The organism is Paludisphaera soli (assembly GCF_011064595.1).
Taxonomy (GTDB): Bacteria; Planctomycetota; Planctomycetia; order Isosphaerales; family Isosphaeraceae; genus Paludisphaera; species Paludisphaera soli.
Window position 1 is genome coordinate 1 of sequence record NZ_JAALJI010000051.1, and the last position, 17,402, is coordinate 17,402.

The window sequence follows — 17,402 nt, forward strand, 5'->3', positions numbered from 1 at the left end:
CTAAACGCAGCTCGTATCAGTCGTCCTCGTCGTCCAGATCGATCCGCCTCGCCTCGGACCCGAGGAACACCGCCAACTCGTCCCCGGCCTCCGCATTGAAGCGGTGCATCGCGGCCTGTTCATCGCTGATGAATCCCGGGATCGACACCATGCATAACGAGACGACGAACGCCGGCTGGGCGTTGCAGAGCGGGCAGAGGTTGCACCGCAGGGCCCCCCGGCGCGTCCAGATGCGGGTGATCAGGGAGATAGGCTCTCCGCCGTCCGACGCCCGCGTGTCGACCTTCGTCAGGAGAGGCCTCGGAATTCGCGGCACCATCGTCTCCTCGCGTGATCTCTTCTCAAGAGGCCTCGACCGAACGGGGCTTGGTCGGCTCCAAGGGGCCGCTTCCTTCCCATCGCCGCCTCAAAAACAGCTCTTCCCACGCACGTCGCAGATGTCATAGCCGTGCGCCCCGTCCGCGTACATCCCCGCCAGCGGCAGCGTCGCCCCGCTCCTCATCGCGAACCGGCCGTGCTTCTCGTTCACCGCCTTCTTCAGGGCCGAGACGATCTTCACCCGCTCCGACGCCCCCTCGAACAGCGTCAGCTGCCGCTCGCCCTTGGGACGCAGGCCGACGGCGAACAGGTGCATCCGCCCCGCCGCCGCCCCGGGTATATACGCCTGACGCAGGCACGGCCTCAGGGCTTCCAGCAGGATGTCGAACTGATCCGCCGGTTCCGGCAGGCTCGCCCTCCCCTCTCCCGCACGGCCGTCCTTGTATCCGACCCAGACGACGACGCGGCCCGTCGTCACGCCGTGGAAGTTCAGCTCCTCGATCAGCCGCTCCAGGTTCCGCACTAGCCACGCCCACAGCGTGCCGGGGTCGTCGGTCGCCTCGCCGAAGCTGCCGCCTCGCGAGAGGGCCTTGTGCGGGATCCGCTGCGGGTGGATCGGGAGGACCGGATCACCGTTGAGCTCCCACCACAGGGCCTCGCCGGATGCGGTCAGGAGCTGGCGGGCGATCCGCCGGTCCATCCGGGCGAAGTCCAGGCACGTCGAAACGCCCCACGGCGAGAGCCTCGCCGCCCTCCTGCCCGCGATCCCCGAGACTTCGGTGACGGGGGTCGCGGCCAGCAGCGCCTCCTCCGCCTCCCGCCCCAGCACCGCCCGCGCCCCGAACGGCTTGGCCGTGTCCGAGATCAGCTTCGCCAAAGTCTTGGTCCGCCCGATCCCCACCGTGGCGGGCACCCGGACCCGCTCAAAGATGCGGTCGCGGATCATCTCGGCGAAGGCCTGCTCGTCCTGGCCCTTGGCCGGATGCGGTTCGAAGAAAAACTCGTCGATGGAGTAATACTCCACGCGGGGCGAGTACTCCTTCACCACGTCGAGCATCAGGCGCGAGAGCACCTCGTACCAGCGGAAATCCCGCTTCACGTAGGCCCCGTCCGGGCACTTCTTCACCGCGTCCCAGATCGGCTCGCCGGTCTTCACCCCGGCGGCCTTCATCTCGTAGGACTTCGCGATGACGCAGGCCCCCTGGTTGCCGATCACGGCCAGAGGCAGCCCCTGGAAGTGCTCGTACCGCACCCGCTCGGCCGAGACGTAAAAACAATCCGCGTCCACGTGACCTACTGGATTTGCGTTCCTCATGAACTCCCGTATACTTTGGCGCGGGGGTTTCGACAAGGCGGGGGCGGGCGGAATCGGGGGCGGCGAGATCGACGGTGTGCCTCGGGATCGCGCTGATAGGGAGCGAGCTGCCCACGGAACTGGTTGGGCGTCACGATCTGGCCGGGCGGCTCCACGTCCGGGCCGGGAGGCCGGAGTACCGCTTCCTCTACCGGGAGCCGAGGCCCCGGCTGCCGATCGTCCGCGACGGCGTCCTCAGGCTCGCACGCTGGGGCAACCACACCCGCCGCAGCCTGACGCTGCCCAGGACGGGCTGGACGTGGCAAGAGAGCGTCGAGAAGGGCCTGTGGGCCCGCTCGGGAGCGATCTTCGTCGACATCCCGGCGAACTTCGGCCTGGAGAGGCGCGGCGTCTGGTACGCCATCGAGGTGGGCATCAAGGGACTGCTGGTGTCCGACGAGTACGGGCGGGCGGTCGCCTACATGATCTGCGAGCCGTCGAGCCACTACTACCGCGTCATGACCGGGTCGGACCGGATGCCGGTCTTCATCGGCCAGAAGATTTAAGGCGAGTTTCCCGGACGCACCGATCGACGGGGAACTTGAGGCGGAGGAATAGGGGGTCGTCCGGGACACGAGTCCCAGGCGCGGGTAGGGTTCGACTCGGAGGTGACGCATGGAAACGATCTGGATCGGCCGGTTAGTCGGAACGTTCTGCGGCTACGGGCGAGGCCGCGTCTACAAGCTCTCGGACGACAGCGTCTGGGTGCAGGAAGACGCCACCGACGAGCCGGGTTACCTGGACGGGGCGGATGTCCGGCTCATGACCAGGCGCGGTTCCGGGATCATCCACCTGCTCGTCGAGGGGGCGACGGCCAGGGTGCGGGTGAGCCTCGTCGAGACTCGAATGCGGACGGCCGGCTGAAACTTGAAGGTCAGGCTTGCGACGATTCCGCCGACCACGCCGAAATCCACTTCGTCGGTGCGCAAGTAAATGCCATTGCCCGGTTTAGGCGGCGGATGGGATACTTCTTTCATCCCCTACCTTGTACCGGAGTCTCCCCGCATGGCCCCCTCGCGCGCGCAGAAGAATACGAAGTCGCAAACCGCCCCCGTAGTCGATGACGCGCAGGCCGATGGAGGCGGAGTGATCGACGGGAACGGCTCCCCTGCCATCTCCAAGGCCCAGGCCGTCCGCAATGCGCTCGGCGAAGGGCTGGAGGATCTCGGCGACATCGAGGGCTTCGTGAAGTCGCGCCACGGGATCGACATCCCAAGGCAGATGATCAGCGCGTACAAGGCCATGGAGAAGAAGCGGGCCGAGAAGAAGAGCGATCCGAAGCGGAAACCTCGAAGTGGCGAGCCGGCCGCCCCTCGCAAGTCCTTGCGATCCGGCGAAATGGATGTGCTCGAGGTCCTGGAGGCCATGAAGCCGCTGGTCGAGGCCTTCGGGGCGGAGAAGGTCAAGCGGCTCGTGGACTTGCTGGGGTGAGTTCGCCCGCTGAAGCTGCCTCGCCGTGTCCAGAGTCGCATCGTCTCTTTTTGTGAACATCTGGGCACGGGCCGCCTTCTGAGCCATCTTTGCGGTATGGAAGCCGCACGATACCTCTCCCCGCTCTTCCTGCTCCTCCTCGCAGCCCCGGCATGCTCGGCGGACTACCCCGCTCGCGTCGTCGGCGTGTCCGACGGCGACACGCTCACCGTGCTCACCGAGGAGAAGCGGCAGGTGAAGATACGCCTGCACGGGATCGACGCCCCCGAGTCGGGCCAGGATTTCGGACAGCGGGCGAAACAGGCTGCCTCCGAGCTGGCGTTCGGCAAGGCGGCGACGATCAGGCCGGTGGATACCGACCGCTACGGGAGGACCGTGGCCGAGGTGATCTTACCGGACGGGCGGAGCCTGAACCGGGAGCTTACGCGCGAAGGCTACTGCTGGTGGTACCGAGCCTACGCCCCGGGGGATCGCGAATTGGCCCGGCTCGAGTCCGAGGCGAAAGCGGCGAAGCGCGGCCTCTGGAGCCGGCCGAACCCGACGCCGCCGTGGGACTGGCGCAAGGGAGTGGGAGTCCCAGCCACGGCGGGTGTGGTCGGCAACCGCGGCAGCAGGGTGTATCACGCGCCCCACTGCGGCGGCGCGGGACGGATGAGCGAGAAGAACCGCGTCGAGTTCACGTCGGCGAAGGAGGCCGAGGAGGCGGGGTACCGGAAGGCGGAGGATTGTCGGCGGGCGGCCCCGATCGAGGCCGAGCCGCCGCATATCGGGGCCGGATCAGCCGCCGACCGTCCTGCCGATGATGTAGCAGATCCCGAGCAGGAAGCTCGCCACCACGACCGCGGCCGCCATGTTCCCCTTCCTGAGCTCCTCGGCGAAGTCGACCTTCGTCTCGATGATGTCGAAGAGCTTGTAGCCGAACGCGCAAAGTAAGATCCCGAGTCCGCCGTACATGGCCGAGATGAGGAGCGATTCCCACATGAGCGGAGACACCTTCTAAGGAGTGGCGGAGAGGGTCGGCGACGTCGCCGACTCCGGGGGGATCATGTCCGGCGTGAGCGGCCGGATCCGCGACGAGCGGCGCAGCGAAGACGAGGCGAAGAAGCCGCCGCAATGGTCCCTCGCCGCGCACGCGACGCACTCGTCCACATACTCGTTCTTCCAGTCGGAGATGCTCTTGCGCGCGAACGGCCACAGTCCCCTATCGAGCACGCAGAGCTGGTGGTTGTAGATCGAGACGTTCATCCCGCGACGGTGGAGATGCTCCACGGCCCCGGTCAGCTGCGGCCGATAGTCGGCCGGGTCGATCCAGAGCGGCTCCAGGTTCATCCGGACGAAGCCCATCATCTCCAGCCCCATGAGGGCGACGTGGTCGGCGAAAGGCAGGTTTCGGGCGATGAACCTCGCGAGCTGGGGGAGCCTCTCGACGGTCTGCCGGTGCAGGACGACGCGGATCTCGACCGAGACGCCGCACCGGGCGAGGTTCATCAAGCCCCGGATCGTCTGGTCGAAAGCCCCGTCCGCTTGGACGACGAAATCGTGGCGGTGCGGGAGGTCCGAGTACAGCGGCACGCCGATCATGAGGTCGGGATGGCCGATCTCCGCCACCTCCCTGCTCAGGGATAGGTAGTTGAACATGCGGCCGTTGGACAGCATGTGCAAGGAGGTTTCCGGGAGGTGGTCCCTGCACTTCCGGATGATCTCCAGCAGTCGGTCGCCCAGCAACGTCGGCTCGCCGCCGGTGATCCCCAGCTCGTTCGTCTCGCGGGACATGAGCGGTATGGCTTCGAGGTAGGACCGGACGAGATGGTCGTCCGCGACGTCCCTCGGCGGCTGGGAGCACATGACGCAGTAGCTGTTGCAGCGTTCGGTCAGCAGCATGGAGTTCGACGTCGAGCCCCGGCGGTACATGACCCAGAGTTCGCCCGATCGCGGGCTGATCCGGACGACGTCGCCGTCGGACAGATGACCCAACGCCTCCGGGATCGGCCAGGCGTCGGGACGTGCGGCCCAGGGGCCTTCTTCCAGGCCCTCGGCCAGGAGGTATCCGCCGTAGCCGGGCGACGGCTCGTCTTGACCGTCGACGAACTGGACTTCGCGGAGGTCGCCGCGACCGCCGCCCCGGCCGCGCGCCACCCTGGCGACGAAGGGTTCGGCGTCGAGCCGCTTCTCCAGCCTGGCGTGCAGCTTGATCACGGTCCCGCCCCTCAGATCCAGGTTTCGAGGACGGAGGCCGCCCGCTCGTCGTCTTCCAACAGCCGCACGAGATGCCGCATGACCCCCATGTTGCGGCGGCAGAAGTCGCTCGTCGGCTTGAACCCGACGACGTCGCCTTGGGTGGCGTGGTGGTAGACGGGGTCGCTGCCGCAATAGGGCTGGAACCCGCAGTCGACGCACATGGGGACGCCCTCGGTCATCGTCTCCGACAACACGTCGATCAGCGCGTCGGAGGTCATCACGTCCTCGAACGAGTCGACGGCCAGGTTCCCCAGGCGGAACTTGCGGTCGCCGGTCTCGGCGAGCATCCGCGCCTCGTCGGAGGCGTAGACGTCGCCGTCGTAGTTGAAGATCAGCCCGGCTATGCCGAGGCCGGCCGGCGACTGGAGGTCGACGTAGCCGGTGGGGAACGGCGTGAGCATCTTCCGCAGGATGAGGCTCGAGTACTCCTCGCGGAACGGCGTGCCGGCCAGGTTCAGTTCGATGATGTAGCCGAGCGCGGCCCGATAGAATTCCAGCCATTCGTCGGCGGCGTACTTGCGCGCCAGCCCCGTCTTGACCGCGAAGCCGTAGGGGCTGAGCGGACGCAGGAAGACGCAAGAGAACCCCTGGCGGACGTATTCGTCGACGATCTCCCGCGGCTGCGCGAGGCTCGCGGCCGTCGTCGTCATCAAGGCCGCCACGCTGTCGTGCCCGAGCGCCTCGCGGACGCGCCGGATGCCCCGCACCGCCAGCTTGTGGCTGTCTCCCCCGGGTCGGGGGCGATTCTGGTTGTGCAGCTCCCTGGGGCCGTCGAGGCTCGTGGAGATCACGATTTCGTGCACGCGGCAGTAGTCGAGCATCTCGTCCGTCAGCGGGGCGAGGTTCGTGGCGATCACGAACTGCACGTCCCGGCCTTCGGCCAGGTTCCGAGACTCGACGCGCTCGACGATGCGGCGGATCAAGGGGAAGTTGAGAAGCGACTCCCCGCCCTGGAACTCGACCTTCAGGGCCCGGGACGGGCTGCGGAACATGAAGTCGACGGCCCGGTCGGCGACGTCGGGCTTCATGTCGTAGGCGTGCCGGTCCAGCGACTGCCGCGAGACCTGGCAGTAGGGGCAGCTGTGGTCGCACCGCAGCGAGACGACGAACATGAACAGCGAGGTGAACTCGGCCAGCAGCGACTGCTTCGTCCGGTATTTCACGGCGAGCAGGTCGAGCGCCGCGTCCGAGCCGCCGACCGAGACGAAGTGCCTGGAGAGGAGTTCCTCGAAGACGTCGGACGCCGTATCCAGCTCATGCCGCACGAGCCGCCGCGTCGTCTCCTTGGGGAGTACGACGTATTCGCCCGCGAAGTTCGTCAGCACATGCCGCCCGGCGTCGAGCGAGATCAGCCGCATCGGCAGCAGCGTGTAGTCGCGGCCCGGCCGGGCCGCGAACCGCTCGACGGGACGGAAGCGATCGTTGAGGACGGGCAGGGCCGTGGGCATTCGAGTCGATCGCTCCGGTCAGCGTCCCATGGCCTGCGATCGGCCGATCCCCAGCGGATCTTCGCGGTGGTCCGCGGCGTCGTCCACGGCCGACAGGCCGGAGAACGCGTGCGCCAGGAGCAGGTTCCGCACCTTCTCCGTCTCCCGGGAGATCGACTCGCGCAGGTCCTGGTCCAGGAGCTCCTGCAGGAATTCGGCCTCGAGATCCTCCGGCCGCGTCTTCTCGTCCTTGATCGTCAGCCTCACGGCCGCCCCCCCGTCGGCGGCGATCTCGATCCGGGCGGTGGCCCGGTCGCCGATCCGATAGGCGGTTTTCTTCACGGCCGACAGGCTGTACACCTTGGTGTCGAGGTGGATCATGATCTCGGGCATCTCGAACGGCCTCGACGAGTAGGTCGGTATCGGGTTCTTGCGAGACCGCGGCGAGGTCAATTCGGGGCCTGCCCGCTCTTCACCGTGACCTCGTCGCCGCTCGCCGGTTTCAGACGGACCGAGGACTTCGGCTTCGAGATCTCGACCACCTTGGCGTCGCCGATGGTCTCGCCGACCTTGACCAGCTTGGATTCGTCTTCGAGGAGGTCTTCGATGAAGGCCTTCTGGACGCCTCCCACGACGCTGATCGCGATGACCCGATAGCGGTGCTTCGGATCCTCGAGGTCGACCGGCGGCGGGGCCGGCTCCGCCGGACGGACCGGTCGAGGCGGGGCCTGCGGAGGCGGGGTGGGCGAAGTCGTCGTCTCGCCGCCCGAAGAATCCCTCGTCGGACTCGACGAGGGACGCCCCGACGACGAGGACGCGCCCGTCGAATAGCTCGGGGCGGTGCGGACGGAGCTCGAAAAGTGCGAGGAATGGCTGCTGCCCGAGACGTGCGAGCGGTGGGAGCTGTGCGAACGGTGGGAGCTGTGCGACCGATGGCCGGCGAGGATCACCTTGCCGCCCGCCAGGCTCGGCCTGAGGACCAGCGGCGGCGGCGAGGAACGTTCGCGTCCTTCCGCCGTGCGGGACGCCGTCGGACGCGGATGCCCCGCGACGGGACGCTTCGCGTGGACGTCGTCGCTTGCCGCCGCACCCTCGGATAGGAGCGCGGCGGCGGCGCTCGCGACCGTGCCGATCTTCAGGGCCAACTTCGCGAGTCGACCTGTCCGCCGGTCGTCTTGTGCCATGAAAGCTCCACTCGGGGCCGCGATGGACCGCGGCCCGCCGAACTACCCGGCCCCGATCAGGATGGCGAGCTTAACAAGCGAGCAATCGTGAAGCAAGACGATTGAATCCAATGACGTGGACAAGCAAGCGTTGGAGCATCGATCGCCTTCCAATGCACGTCGCGCGACCAGCAAGTGCGGAGTCCCCCCGCAGCGTCGTCCCCGAGGACGCCGCCGGGGTTCCACGGCGTACGGATCCGTCACGCACCCCTCAGGAGTCGGGGCGCGATTCCCGGCCTTGGTCCGGCACCCTCGGCTCGACGCCCGCATAGGGACCGGTGCCGACTCCCGCTCGGACGGCCTTCTTCGTCGGACCCCGCGCGTCGTCGCCTCCGAATCGGGTGCGGGCGAGTCCACGCTCGGCGACGAGTTCGGGGCGACCACCGGCGGTCCGACGCCGAAGCGGCCAGCCCCGCCCCCGTAGCAGAGTTCCTCTCGCTCGCGGGCTCGACGGCGTCCCTGCCGTTCGGTTCGCGCCGCCGGTCCTTCACGACCCATGGCCGATCAACCCCCGCCGTCCGTCGCCGCATCGGGACGCGACGGCCACCAGTCCCCCGTTAGCCCCCTCGCAGCGGGTTCTTTCGAAACGCCGCCCGCCGTCTATCTCCGGAGCGGACGACTCCGCATCCGAGCGTGCAGCCGGAGCGGGCCGACGACGCCGCGCGTACTTTCGGTCGGCTGAATTTCCGCCGGAATCGCGTCATAAACCCCCGGGAAAGGTCTAGCCGTCGCCGGTCGTCCCGGCGACTCCGAATCATGGTCACCGAGAGGAGGATTCGTGTCCCACATCGTCACGATCCAGGCCGAGGTCCGCGACCCGGCGGCGGTCGCGGCCGCCTGCAGGAGGCTCGGGCTGCCCGCGCCCGTCCGGGGCGCCGTCGAGCTGTACTCGGGAGAAGCGGCCGGGCTGCTGATCGAACTGCCGGGCTGGCGTTACCCGGCGGTGGTCGACGCCGAGGCCGGCCGCATCCTGTACGACAACTACGGCGGGGCCTGGGGGGAGCAAGCCCAGCTCGACCGCCTGCTGCAGATGTATGCGGTAGAAAAGGCCCGGATCGAGGCGAGGAAACGGGGCCACGCCGTGGTCGAACACGCCCTGGCCGACGGCTCCATCAGGCTCACGATCCAGGTCGGAGGTGCGTCTTGAGCAAGGTCGTCGAGATCACCGTCGGCCCCACGGGCGACGCGACCGTGCGGACCCGCGGCTTCGCCGGCGCCGAGTGCCGCGAGGCGAGCCGGTTCGTCGAGCGAGCCCTGGGCCGGCGGACGGCCGAGTCGCTCACGGCCGAGTTCCACCAGGACCAACGCTCTGGTCAGCGGCTGGATCAGTCCACTTGAACCGTCCGCCGAATCCCCTTGGCCGCATCCAACGACCACGTCGCCCCCACCAACGAGGAGCCTTCGATGACGCTCGCCGAGCGCCTCGAGGAGTACGTGCGCGCCTGCTTCACCGGGCTCTGGGTCCGGTCGTCCGAGCACCAGGACGCCCTGGCCGAGATCGCCGACCTGTGCCGCGCCCGGGGCTGGTCGATCGCCGCCTGGGACGTCGACGGGGGCCTCAGGTACCTCGGCGGCGACGCCGGGACGGACGTCCCCGTCGACGCCGCCGACCCGCTGGCGGCGATCCGGGCGCTGGACGCCATGGCCGCGCCCGACGGCGCGGCGCTGCTGGTCCTCGTGAACTTCCACCGCTTCCTGGGGAGCCCCGAGGTAGTCCAGGCGCTCGACGCCCGCATAGTCGCCGGCAAGCAGGCCCGGACGTTCGTCGTCGTCCTGTCGCCGGTCGTCCAGGTGCCGGTCGAGCTGGAGAAGCAGTTCGTCGTCCTGGAGCACGAGCTGCCGGGACGCGATCAGCTGGAGGCGATCGCCCGCTCGATCGCCTGCGAGCCGGGCGAGCTGCCCGAGGGGGACGAGCTCGATCGGGTCCTGGACGCCGCGGCCGGGCTGACGCGGTACGAGGCCGAGGGGGCCTGCAGCCTCTCGCTCGTCCGCCACGGCCGCGTCGCCGCCGGCCCCTTGTGGGAGCTGAAGTCGGGCATGCTCAAGAAGAGCGGCCTGCTGACGCTGCACCGCGGCGGCGAGGCGTTCGCCGACCTGGGCGGCCTGGACGCCCTCAAGGCGTTCTGCTCGCAGGCCCTGCGGCCCGGGCGGGGGGCCGGCGTCCGCGCCCGCGGCGTCCTGCTGCTGGGCGTGCCGGGCACGGGCAAGTCGCAGTTCGCCAGGGCCCTCGGCAACGAGACGGGTCGGCCCACGCTCACGCTCGACGTCGGGGCCCTGCTCGGCTCGCTGGTGGGGCAGACGGAACAGAACGTCCGGCAGGCCTTGCGGATCGCCGACGCGATGGCCCCCTGCGTCCTGTTCTGCGACGAGATCGAGAAGGCCCTCGGCGGCGCCGCCTCGGGCTCCCACGGGGACTCGGGCGTCGGGGCGCGGCTGTTCGGCTCGCTCCTCGGCTGGCTGTCCGACCACGTGTCCGACGTCTTCTTCGTCGGCACCTCGAACGACGTCTCGAAGCTGCCGCCCGAGTTCAGTCGGGCGGAACGCTTCGACGCAATCTACTTCCTCGACCTGCCCGGCGCCGGCGAGAAGGAGGCGATCTGGAAGATGCACCTGGAGCGGTTCGGGCTCGACCCCGAGCAGCGCCGCCCCCGCGACGCCGACTGGACCGGGGCCGAGGTCCGGGCGTGCTGCCGGCTGGCGGCCCTGCTCGACGTCCCGCTCCTGGAGGCGGCCCGCAACATCGTCCCGGTGGCCGTCACCGCGGGCGAGTCGGTCGAGCGGCTGCGGTCGTGGGCCGCCGGCCGCTGCCTGGCCGCCGACCGGCCCGGCGTCTACTCGCGCGTCGGCTCGCCCGAGGGGCCCCGCCGCCAGGTCCGCCGGGGCGAGCCCTCCGACAACTGACCCGCGCCGTGGGCTCCCCCGGCGGGACCAAGCTTACGAAGCCCCCATCACGAGGCCGCCAGCACGGCCGGCCGCCTCGTTTCTTTCCAGGAGGTTCGATGACCACGCTGATCGACCGCATCGAAGAACCCCCTACTATCTCAACAGTCGCCGTCGACGACCTCGCCGAGCCGGCCCGGCGGCTGCGGGCCGAGACGGCGGCCGCCCGCGTCGCGTTCACCTGGCTGGGCACCCGCAAGGCGCTCACCGCCCCCCAGCGCGACCGCGCCGCCGAGGCGTTCGACGCCGAGGGGGGCTGCCTCAGCGCCGGCAAGCGGCTGCTCGACGTCAAGCACCCCGCCTTCCGCGCCGTCACCGCCGTCCGCGGCCGGATCCGCTCGTACTGGCGCGACTTCTCGCTGCCCTTCCCCGAGCCGGGCGTGCGGCTGATCCGACGGGACGCGGTGGACGAGTTCGCCCGCCGGATCGCCGGCTTCCGCATGGAGCTGGACGACGCCGTCGCCGACCTCGACCGCCGCTACGGCGAGCTCCGGGACGCGGCCGCCCGCCGGCTCGGCAGCCTGTACGACCCGGCCGACTACCCCGCAACGCTCGTCGGCCTGTTCGCCGTGGCCTGCGACTTCCCCTCGGTGGAGCCGCCCGACTACCTGATGCGGCTCGCGCCGGACCTCTACGAACGCGAGCGGGCCCGGATGGAATCCCGGTTCGAGGAGGCCGTCGCGCTGGCCGAGCGGGCGTTTGCCGAGGAGTTCGCCCGCCTGGTCGAGCACCTCGCCGAGCGGCTCGACGGCGCGGGCGACGACGGCCGGCCCAAGGTCTTCCGCGACTCGGCCGTGGAGAACCTGTGCGGCTTCTTCGACCGCTTCCGGGCGCTCAACGTCCGCAGCGACGCGCAGCTCGACGAGCTGGTCGAGCGGGCGCGGTCGGCCGTGCGGGGCGTGGCGCCTCGGGACCTCCGCGAGGCCCCGGACCTGCGCCGGCGTGTCGCGACCCAGCTGTCCCAGGTCCAGTCGGCCCTGGACGGCATGCTGGTGGAACGGCCCCGCCGCCGCATCATCCGCCAGGCGGCCGCCCCGGGTGACGCCTGATGCGGCTCGTGGTCGACCCCCGCGGCGTCGTCCGGGCCGTCTACGCCGAGGACGTCGACCTGGCGGCCCTCGGCCCCGTCGCCATCGCCCGCGCCAGCCATGTCGAGCCCGACGCCGAGGGCCGCTGGACGGCCGACCTGACTCCCTGCGGCGGCCCGACGCTCGGGCCCTTCGCCCGCCGGGGCGAGGCCCTGGCGGCCGAGGTCGCCTGGCTGGAATCCAACCGGCTCGCGCCCCCCGGATGATCGCGCGCCGCGCGACGTCCCACGTCCGACCACGACCCACGCGACCCCGAAGCCGCCGGTCGCGTCGTGCGGCCGGCACCCGTCCCCGACCCGAGAGGAGCCCGCCGTGACCCAGTCCCAGCTCGACCGCACCGTCGCCCGCCGCACCGGCGAGCCGCTCGACGTGATCCGCCGCCTCGGCTTCCAGGCCCGCTCCGGGCGGCCCGACGACCTGGAGGCCGAGGACCTCCACTTGGCCGTCGACTGCCCGTTCTGCGGCGGCGGCGTCGCCCTGCCCGTCGGCCCCGGAGGCCCTCGCCCGCTGGCCGAATGCGGCGGCTGCGACGTCGAGTTCGAGTTCGCCGCCGCCGACGTCTACGCCGCCGGCCCCGGGCCCGGCCGCCGGCCCCACCGCCGCATCGAGGCCGCATAGGTCGGCGGAGGGCGACCGGCCCTGCGACTCGGCTTGAATCCGAGCCTTTCTTGAATCACGTCATTCATCGTCTTCGATAGACCAAGGGGTCGTCGACCAAGGAGTCCGCCTCCCGTGATCATCCTCGCTCGCCGCGAAGCCCGCCGCCTGCGGGCCGTCCTCCGCCGCCGCACCCTGGGCCTCGCCCGCAACGGCCAGGCCCCCCCGGTCACGCTCCAGGCGGCGGCTGCAGGCGGCCTGCTCGTCCGACTGCACCTCGACCACCTGGCCGTCGAATGCCTGCTGGAAGGCGACGGCCGGGCCGCCGGCTCGGTCGAGCTCCCGCTGGAGGCCCTGGCCGACTTCGAGGGCCGCGACGACTCGCCCGTGCACCTGGAGTCGCCTACACCCGGCCGCGCGACCGCGCGCTGGGACGACCGAGGCGTCCCGCAGTCCCGCGAGTACGCCGTCCCGGACGTCGCGCCGCAGGCCTTCCCGGAGATGCCCGCCGCCCTCGTCGAGCGTCCCCCCGGCCTCCTGGACGCCTTCGCGGAGGCCACCGCGACGGCCGGCGAGCGTACGGCCCGCCACGCGCTCGACTGCATCCTGCTCAAGGGATCGACGTCCGAGGTGGTCGCCACCGACGGCCGGCAGGTCCTCGTCCAGGGCGGCTTCGGCCTGCCCTGGGACGACGACGTCCTCGTGCGCTCCGTCCCGCTGTTCGCGTGCAAGGCCCTGCCGCGCGACGCCCCCGTCGCGATCGGCCGGACTGGGCCCCACGTCGTGCTGCGGGCCGGGGCCTGGACGCTGCACCTGTCCATCGAGGCCGACGCCCGCTTCCCCCGGGTCGAGCACGCCGTGCCCGACCCGGCCTCGGCCTCGACCCGGCTGACGATCGACCCGGCCGACGCCGCGTTCCTCGCCGGGGGGATCGACCGCCTCCCCGGCGGCGGCGACCCGCACGCGCCCGCGACGCTCGACTGCAACGGCCGCGTCGCCGTCCGGGCTCGCGCGTTCGGCCACGGGCCGCCGACCGAGCTGGTGCTGGCCCGATCCCGCTATTCGGGCGAGCCGGTCCGGCTGCACACGAACCGCGAATACCTGGCGCGGGCGCTGCGCCTCGGCTTCGACGAGCTCCGCTTCTTCGGGCCCGACGCCCCCGCGCTCTGCCGCGACGGCCTCCGGTCGTTCGCCTGGCAGCCCCTGTCGAACGAGTCGGCGATCGCCCCGTCCGAGGACGCCGCGGTCATCGAGCCCGCCCTCGTCGGCCAGGCCGTCGGGACGATCGCGATGGAGAGTCCCTCGCCCTCCGGCTGCAAACCAGCCGCGAAACCCGTGTCGGAGCCCGCGCCGGAAGGCCCGACCGACGGCGTCGCGTCCGCGCTCGAAGTGGCCGAGGCCCTCCACCGGGCCCTGGCCGAAGCCCGGTCGCGGACCGGCCGCCTGGTCGCGGCGCTGCGTCGCGACCGGAGGCGGTCCCGGCTCGTCGCCTCGACCCTCCGCTCCATCGAGGAGCTGCGGCTCCAGGAAGTCGCCGGCGGATAGCCCCGGCTCGACCGCTCGACCCATCCACCGACCTTGATCCATCGCCCGGAGGACCACGAAGGCCATGAAGATGACGGTCGCTTACAGCAAGAAGATCGGCCTGCCGGACTACGGGTCGCTCGGCGCGACCTGCGGCCTGGAGGTCGAGCTGCCCGAGCCCGACCCGCACGCCGCGGCCGGGGCGTTCGAGCGGGCGGCCCGCGCCGCCTTCGCCGCGTGCGCCCGCGCGGTTCAGGACGAGCTGGACCGACGCCGGGAGACCGGCGCCGTCGCTCGTTCCGACGACCGCCGCGCGCGGCGTCGCCGACCCGCCACCGACCCGCAGCTCCGCGCCCTCCGGGCCGCCTGCGACCGCAGGCGCCTCGACCTCGCGGGCGTCGTCTCCGAGCGATTCGGCGTCGACGACCCCGAGGCCCTCTCCGTCGTCGAGGCGAGCCGGCTGATCGCCGAGCTGCGGACGCCGACCCAGGCGCCGCGACGGAATTCCTCGTTAGTCCCGCCGACGAGACTCCAGCCGGGAGGCGGCCGCCCTTGAACGCCAGGAACAAGCTGAACATGGCCTACTTCAACGGCTGCCTCCTCGTCGCCGCCGTCGTCGGCTCGGCCGCGGGGAGCGGGGCCGTGTTCCTGCTGACGATCGCGGCCCTGGCGGCCGCCTGCGTCGCCCACGGGAACATTCGCATCCGCCCCCGGGGCCGATGACCGACGTCCCCCCGGCCGCGGCCCCGCCGCGGCCGGGGGAAGCTCCTCTTTAGCTCTAGAATGCCTCCCGATTCGCGAGCCTGGACGGCCGGTCCCGGCGCAGCCGTGGTCGATGGTTCGGATCGGGCTCACTATGTCCCCGGCCGGAGCCCGCAACGAAACGCGAGCCTCCCATCCCAGGCGTCCACCCGACCCGTTCGGCCCCCCCCGTTAGGGGATGCGAGGCTTCGCGCTTCGTCCCCTCGGGCGAGAGCCGTCCTCATCCCCGGGGGCGAGCCCTGTGATTTCGTGGAGGCGGCGAACATCGAATGATGGCAGGCTTCTCAGACCCGAGCCCGGGGGCGGTCTTCGGCGAGTTCGCACGGTGCCCGGGCTGAATCAGGATCTTCATGCCGTCGCCTGGATTCGCGGGCTAGCGGCCCCGACCTTCCTCGACCTGCGTGGTATGGAGGCGAGGCATCGGTCGGCGGACTTCGGCCGCTCGCGGCGCTGCAATTTCGCTGCATTGGCTGGCCATGCGGCCCCAGTGCGAGTACAATCGGAACACGCAAGAGAACGCGTCGCAAACCTATTTTTCAAGTGAACTTAACTACCATATCCCCATCAACCCAACGCTACGGATACGGCAGACGCTGGGGACTTAAAATCCTCTTCGGGGCAACCCGAGTGTGGGTTCGAATCCCACCGCCGGCAATCACTTAGGGCACATCGCGACGAGGCATGGGGGCTTCTCTGGTAAGAATTTGGTAAGAGAACACGGGTCGCAGGAGGATGGCGATGGCTGCGATCCAGCGGCGGGGAGACAGCTTCAGGATCCTGTTCAACCACGACGGAAAGCAATGGGGGTTGGGGCTTGGGAAGGTCACCCAACGAGAGGCCCAGTCCAAGGCCGAGCAGGTCGACTACCTGCTGATGCGTCTCAGGCAACGACTGGTCGAGATCCCCGAGGGCGTGGACGTCCTCGCCTTCATGAGGCACGACGGGTCCCCTCCGACGGTCGCCCACCCCCGGGCGGGACGGCCCACCCTGGCCAATCTCCGCGATCGCTACGTGGATGCCCACGTCTCGATACTTGAACTCGAGACGCTCCGCGGGATCCGCCGCCACTTCGCCCATCTGGTCCGCCTCCTGGACGCCGAACGGACGCTGCAGAGCCTGGTCGCTGCGGATTTACAAAGATACGTCGATGCACGGCTCGCGGAGTCATGGCGGGGGCGGCGAGTCGGCCCCGCCACCCCCGAAAGGAGGTGGTCACTTTTCGCGCGGCATGGAACTGGGGCGGGCGGAACGGCCTGACCGAAGGCCGATGCCCATGCGGCGGGATCCGATACCCCAAGGCCGACGAGCGACCTGCCTACATGGGACTGGCCGAGGCCGAGAGGCGAGCGAAGGGCCTGTCCGCGGACGAAGCCGCCGAATTATGGCAGAGCGTGTTCCTGACGGTCGAGGAGGTCGGCGAACTCCTCGAGCACGTGGAGGCATGCGCTGCCCATCCCTGGATCCACCCCCTGGTCGCGACGGCAGCCTACACCGGCGCCCGCAAGAGCGAGCTGCTCAGGATCCGGGGCGGCGACGTCGACTTCGAGGCGGGGGTCGTCGCGATCCGCGAGCGGAAGCGTTCGCATGCCAGGAGGACGGCCCGGCGAGTCCCGATGTCGTCGCATTTGGCCGCGATCCTGAAGGCCTGGCTGGCGGTGCACCCGGGCGGCCCCCAGCTCTTCGCGCACGCCGAGGTCGTGGCCCGATCGCGGAAACGGAGGCCGACGACCGCGCGTGACGGCGAGGGCTCGGATGGCAAAGTCGCGAGTCCCGTCCCCACGGGGCCGCCCCCCCTCACGGTGGACGAGTGTCACTGGCATTTCAAACGAACGTTGGAGGGGTCGAGATGGGCCGCCGTCCGAGGCCTTCACACCCTGCGCCACAGCTTCGTCTCCGCCCTCGCGTCGAAGGGAGTCGACCAACGACTGATCGACGAGTTCGCCGGCCATTCGACCGAGGAGCAGAGGCGGCGCTACCGTCACCTCCACGCCGGGGTCCAGTCGGACGCGATCCTGGGCGTGTTCGGCTGAGGCGTGCGTCGGGCAACAGGCTCTCTCGCTGGTACCGCAGCAGTTCGGCGTGTGAGAGGGTCCACGCCGGGTAGGCCCCGCGCCCCGATCGGCGCCGCTCGGCTCGGAGGCGTCCATAGCGGCAGTGCTCGCGGACGGTCGCCTCCGCCTTGCCGACTTTCGAGCCGAAGTCCTCGGTGGTGGACCACTCCCGGACGGCCCCCGCGGCGACCAGGCCCTCCAGCAATCTCCCAATCCGCTCCAAGCGTTCTGCGACCGTCGTCTCGTCCGCCACGTCCCATCCCTCCTCTCGGCCAGCCCCCGCGAGGTGCGGGGATCACGCCCCTGTTATCCAGGCCCTTACAGGGCGCACCAAGAGATGTTCTCGGGAAATAGGGCCGCCGGCCGGTCCGCTCCTATCGTCGCGGACCAAGGGATGGCCGCAGCCCTCAGCCCTCCACCCTAGAACTCTTGGTTAAGAATCTATCTCG

At 70.3% G+C, this 17,402-nt stretch carries 21 protein-coding genes and 1 pseudogene; 15 read left to right on the forward strand and 7 right to left on the reverse strand.

Going from position 1 to position 17,402, the window contains the following annotated elements; genetic code table 11:
* Positions 1-16: 16 nt before the first annotated feature.
* Positions 17-319 carry a hypothetical protein gene (locus G6O68_RS30150; protein ID WP_165253208.1) on the reverse strand — a complete coding sequence of 101 codons (303 nt, stop codon included), beginning with the start codon at positions 317-319 and terminating at the stop codon, positions 17-19.
* 87 nt (positions 320-406) lie between these two features.
* Positions 407-1,633, reverse strand: coding sequence for a DNA polymerase Y family protein (locus G6O68_RS30155; RefSeq protein WP_165253210.1), 1,227 nt, complete (start codon positions 1,631-1,633; stop codon positions 407-409).
* Positions 1,634-1,707: 74 nt separating this feature from the next.
* On the opposite strand from G6O68_RS30155, the gene G6O68_RS30160 reads away from it, so the two are divergent.
* The 4 genes and pseudogenes from G6O68_RS30160 to G6O68_RS33725 all read left to right on the forward strand — a co-directional run.
* Entirely contained in the window at positions 1,708-2,178 is a 471-nt protein-coding gene (locus G6O68_RS30160; protein WP_165253212.1) for a hypothetical protein, read from the forward strand.
* A 109-nt stretch (positions 2,179-2,287) separates the two neighbouring features.
* Positions 2,288-2,536 (forward strand): hypothetical protein, encoded by a 249-nt coding sequence (locus G6O68_RS30165; protein ID WP_165253214.1) that lies wholly within the window; start codon positions 2,288-2,290, stop codon positions 2,534-2,536.
* Positions 2,537-2,758: 222 nt separating this feature from the next.
* Positions 2,759-3,103, forward strand: a complete 345-nt coding sequence (locus G6O68_RS30170; protein WP_165253216.1) for a hypothetical protein — start codon at positions 2,759-2,761, stop codon at positions 3,101-3,103.
* 96 nt (positions 3,104-3,199) lie between these two features.
* Positions 3,200-3,619 (forward strand): annotated as a pseudogene (locus G6O68_RS33725) (thermonuclease family protein); the annotation flags it as partial.
* Between the two features lie 261 nt (positions 3,620-3,880).
* On the opposite strand, the gene G6O68_RS33730 reads toward G6O68_RS33725, so the two are convergent.
* From G6O68_RS33730 to G6O68_RS32555, 5 genes are read right to left on the reverse strand one after another with little or no spacing between them, the layout of a single operon-like run.
* Complete coding sequence (locus G6O68_RS33730; RefSeq protein WP_165253218.1) at positions 3,881-4,084, reverse strand: DUF350 domain-containing protein; 204 nt, start codon at positions 4,082-4,084, stop codon at positions 3,881-3,883.
* A gap of 15 nt (positions 4,085-4,099) precedes the next feature.
* Positions 4,100-5,299, reverse strand: coding sequence for a His-Xaa-Ser system radical SAM maturase HxsC (gene hxsC, locus G6O68_RS30185; RefSeq protein WP_206108260.1), 1,200 nt, complete (start codon positions 5,297-5,299; stop codon positions 4,100-4,102).
* An 11-nt stretch (positions 5,300-5,310) separates the two neighbouring features.
* A complete protein-coding gene (hxsB, locus tag G6O68_RS30190) occupies positions 5,311-6,789 on the reverse strand; it encodes a His-Xaa-Ser system radical SAM maturase HxsB (RefSeq protein WP_165253220.1) in 1,479 nt (492 codons plus the stop codon).
* Between the two features lie 18 nt (positions 6,790-6,807).
* Positions 6,808-7,161, reverse strand: a complete 354-nt coding sequence (gene hxsD, locus G6O68_RS30195; RefSeq protein WP_165253222.1) for a His-Xaa-Ser system protein HxsD — start codon at positions 7,159-7,161, stop codon at positions 6,808-6,810.
* A gap of 56 nt (positions 7,162-7,217) precedes the next feature.
* Positions 7,218-7,952, reverse strand: a complete 735-nt coding sequence (locus G6O68_RS32555) for a hypothetical protein (RefSeq protein WP_206108261.1) — start codon at positions 7,950-7,952, stop codon at positions 7,218-7,220.
* Positions 7,953-8,769: 817 nt separating this feature from the next.
* Between G6O68_RS32555 and G6O68_RS30205 the strand changes: the two genes are divergently transcribed.
* The 11 genes from G6O68_RS30205 to G6O68_RS30255 all read left to right on the forward strand — a co-directional run bounded on the left by G6O68_RS30205 (position 8,770) and on the right by G6O68_RS30255 (position 16,932).
* Entirely contained in the window at positions 8,770-9,138 is a 369-nt protein-coding gene (locus G6O68_RS30205) for a DUF1257 domain-containing protein (protein ID WP_165253224.1), read from the forward strand.
* Positions 9,135-9,329 (forward strand): DUF2997 domain-containing protein, encoded by a 195-nt coding sequence (locus G6O68_RS30210; protein WP_165253226.1) that lies wholly within the window; start codon positions 9,135-9,137, stop codon positions 9,327-9,329. Before G6O68_RS30205 ends, G6O68_RS30210 begins: the two co-directional genes overlap by 4 nt.
* Positions 9,330-9,395: 66 nt before the next feature.
* Positions 9,396-10,892 (forward strand): AAA family ATPase, encoded by a 1,497-nt coding sequence (locus tag G6O68_RS30215; protein ID WP_165253228.1) that lies wholly within the window; start codon positions 9,396-9,398, stop codon positions 10,890-10,892.
* A 98-nt stretch (positions 10,893-10,990) separates the two neighbouring features.
* Positions 10,991-11,980 carry a hypothetical protein gene (locus G6O68_RS30220; RefSeq protein ID WP_165253230.1) on the forward strand — a complete coding sequence of 330 codons (990 nt, stop codon included), beginning with the start codon at positions 10,991-10,993 and terminating at the stop codon, positions 11,978-11,980.
* Entirely contained in the window at positions 11,980-12,225 is a 246-nt protein-coding gene (locus G6O68_RS30225) for a hypothetical protein (protein ID WP_165253232.1), read from the forward strand. The genes G6O68_RS30220 and G6O68_RS30225 overlap by 1 nt, the downstream gene beginning before the upstream one ends.
* Positions 12,226-12,331: 106 nt before the next feature.
* Positions 12,332-12,637, forward strand: a complete 306-nt coding sequence (locus G6O68_RS30230) for a hypothetical protein (RefSeq protein ID WP_165253234.1) — start codon at positions 12,332-12,334, stop codon at positions 12,635-12,637.
* Positions 12,638-12,751: 114 nt separating this feature from the next.
* Positions 12,752-14,161, forward strand: coding sequence for a hypothetical protein (locus G6O68_RS30235; protein ID WP_165253236.1), 1,410 nt, complete (start codon positions 12,752-12,754; stop codon positions 14,159-14,161).
* A 64-nt stretch (positions 14,162-14,225) separates the two neighbouring features.
* Complete coding sequence (locus G6O68_RS30240; protein ID WP_165253239.1) at positions 14,226-14,696, forward strand: hypothetical protein; 471 nt, start codon at positions 14,226-14,228, stop codon at positions 14,694-14,696.
* Positions 14,693-14,863, forward strand: a complete 171-nt coding sequence (locus tag G6O68_RS30245) for a hypothetical protein (protein WP_165253241.1) — start codon at positions 14,693-14,695, stop codon at positions 14,861-14,863. The genes G6O68_RS30240 and G6O68_RS30245 overlap by 4 nt, the downstream gene beginning before the upstream one ends.
* Positions 14,864-15,640: 777 nt before the next feature.
* Complete coding sequence (locus G6O68_RS30250) at positions 15,641-16,159, forward strand: hypothetical protein (protein ID WP_165253243.1); 519 nt, start codon at positions 15,641-15,643, stop codon at positions 16,157-16,159.
* Between the two features lie 62 nt (positions 16,160-16,221).
* Complete coding sequence (locus G6O68_RS30255; RefSeq protein ID WP_165253245.1) at positions 16,222-16,932, forward strand: tyrosine-type recombinase/integrase; 711 nt, start codon at positions 16,222-16,224, stop codon at positions 16,930-16,932.
* The last annotated feature ends 470 nt before the right edge of the window (positions 16,933-17,402 follow it).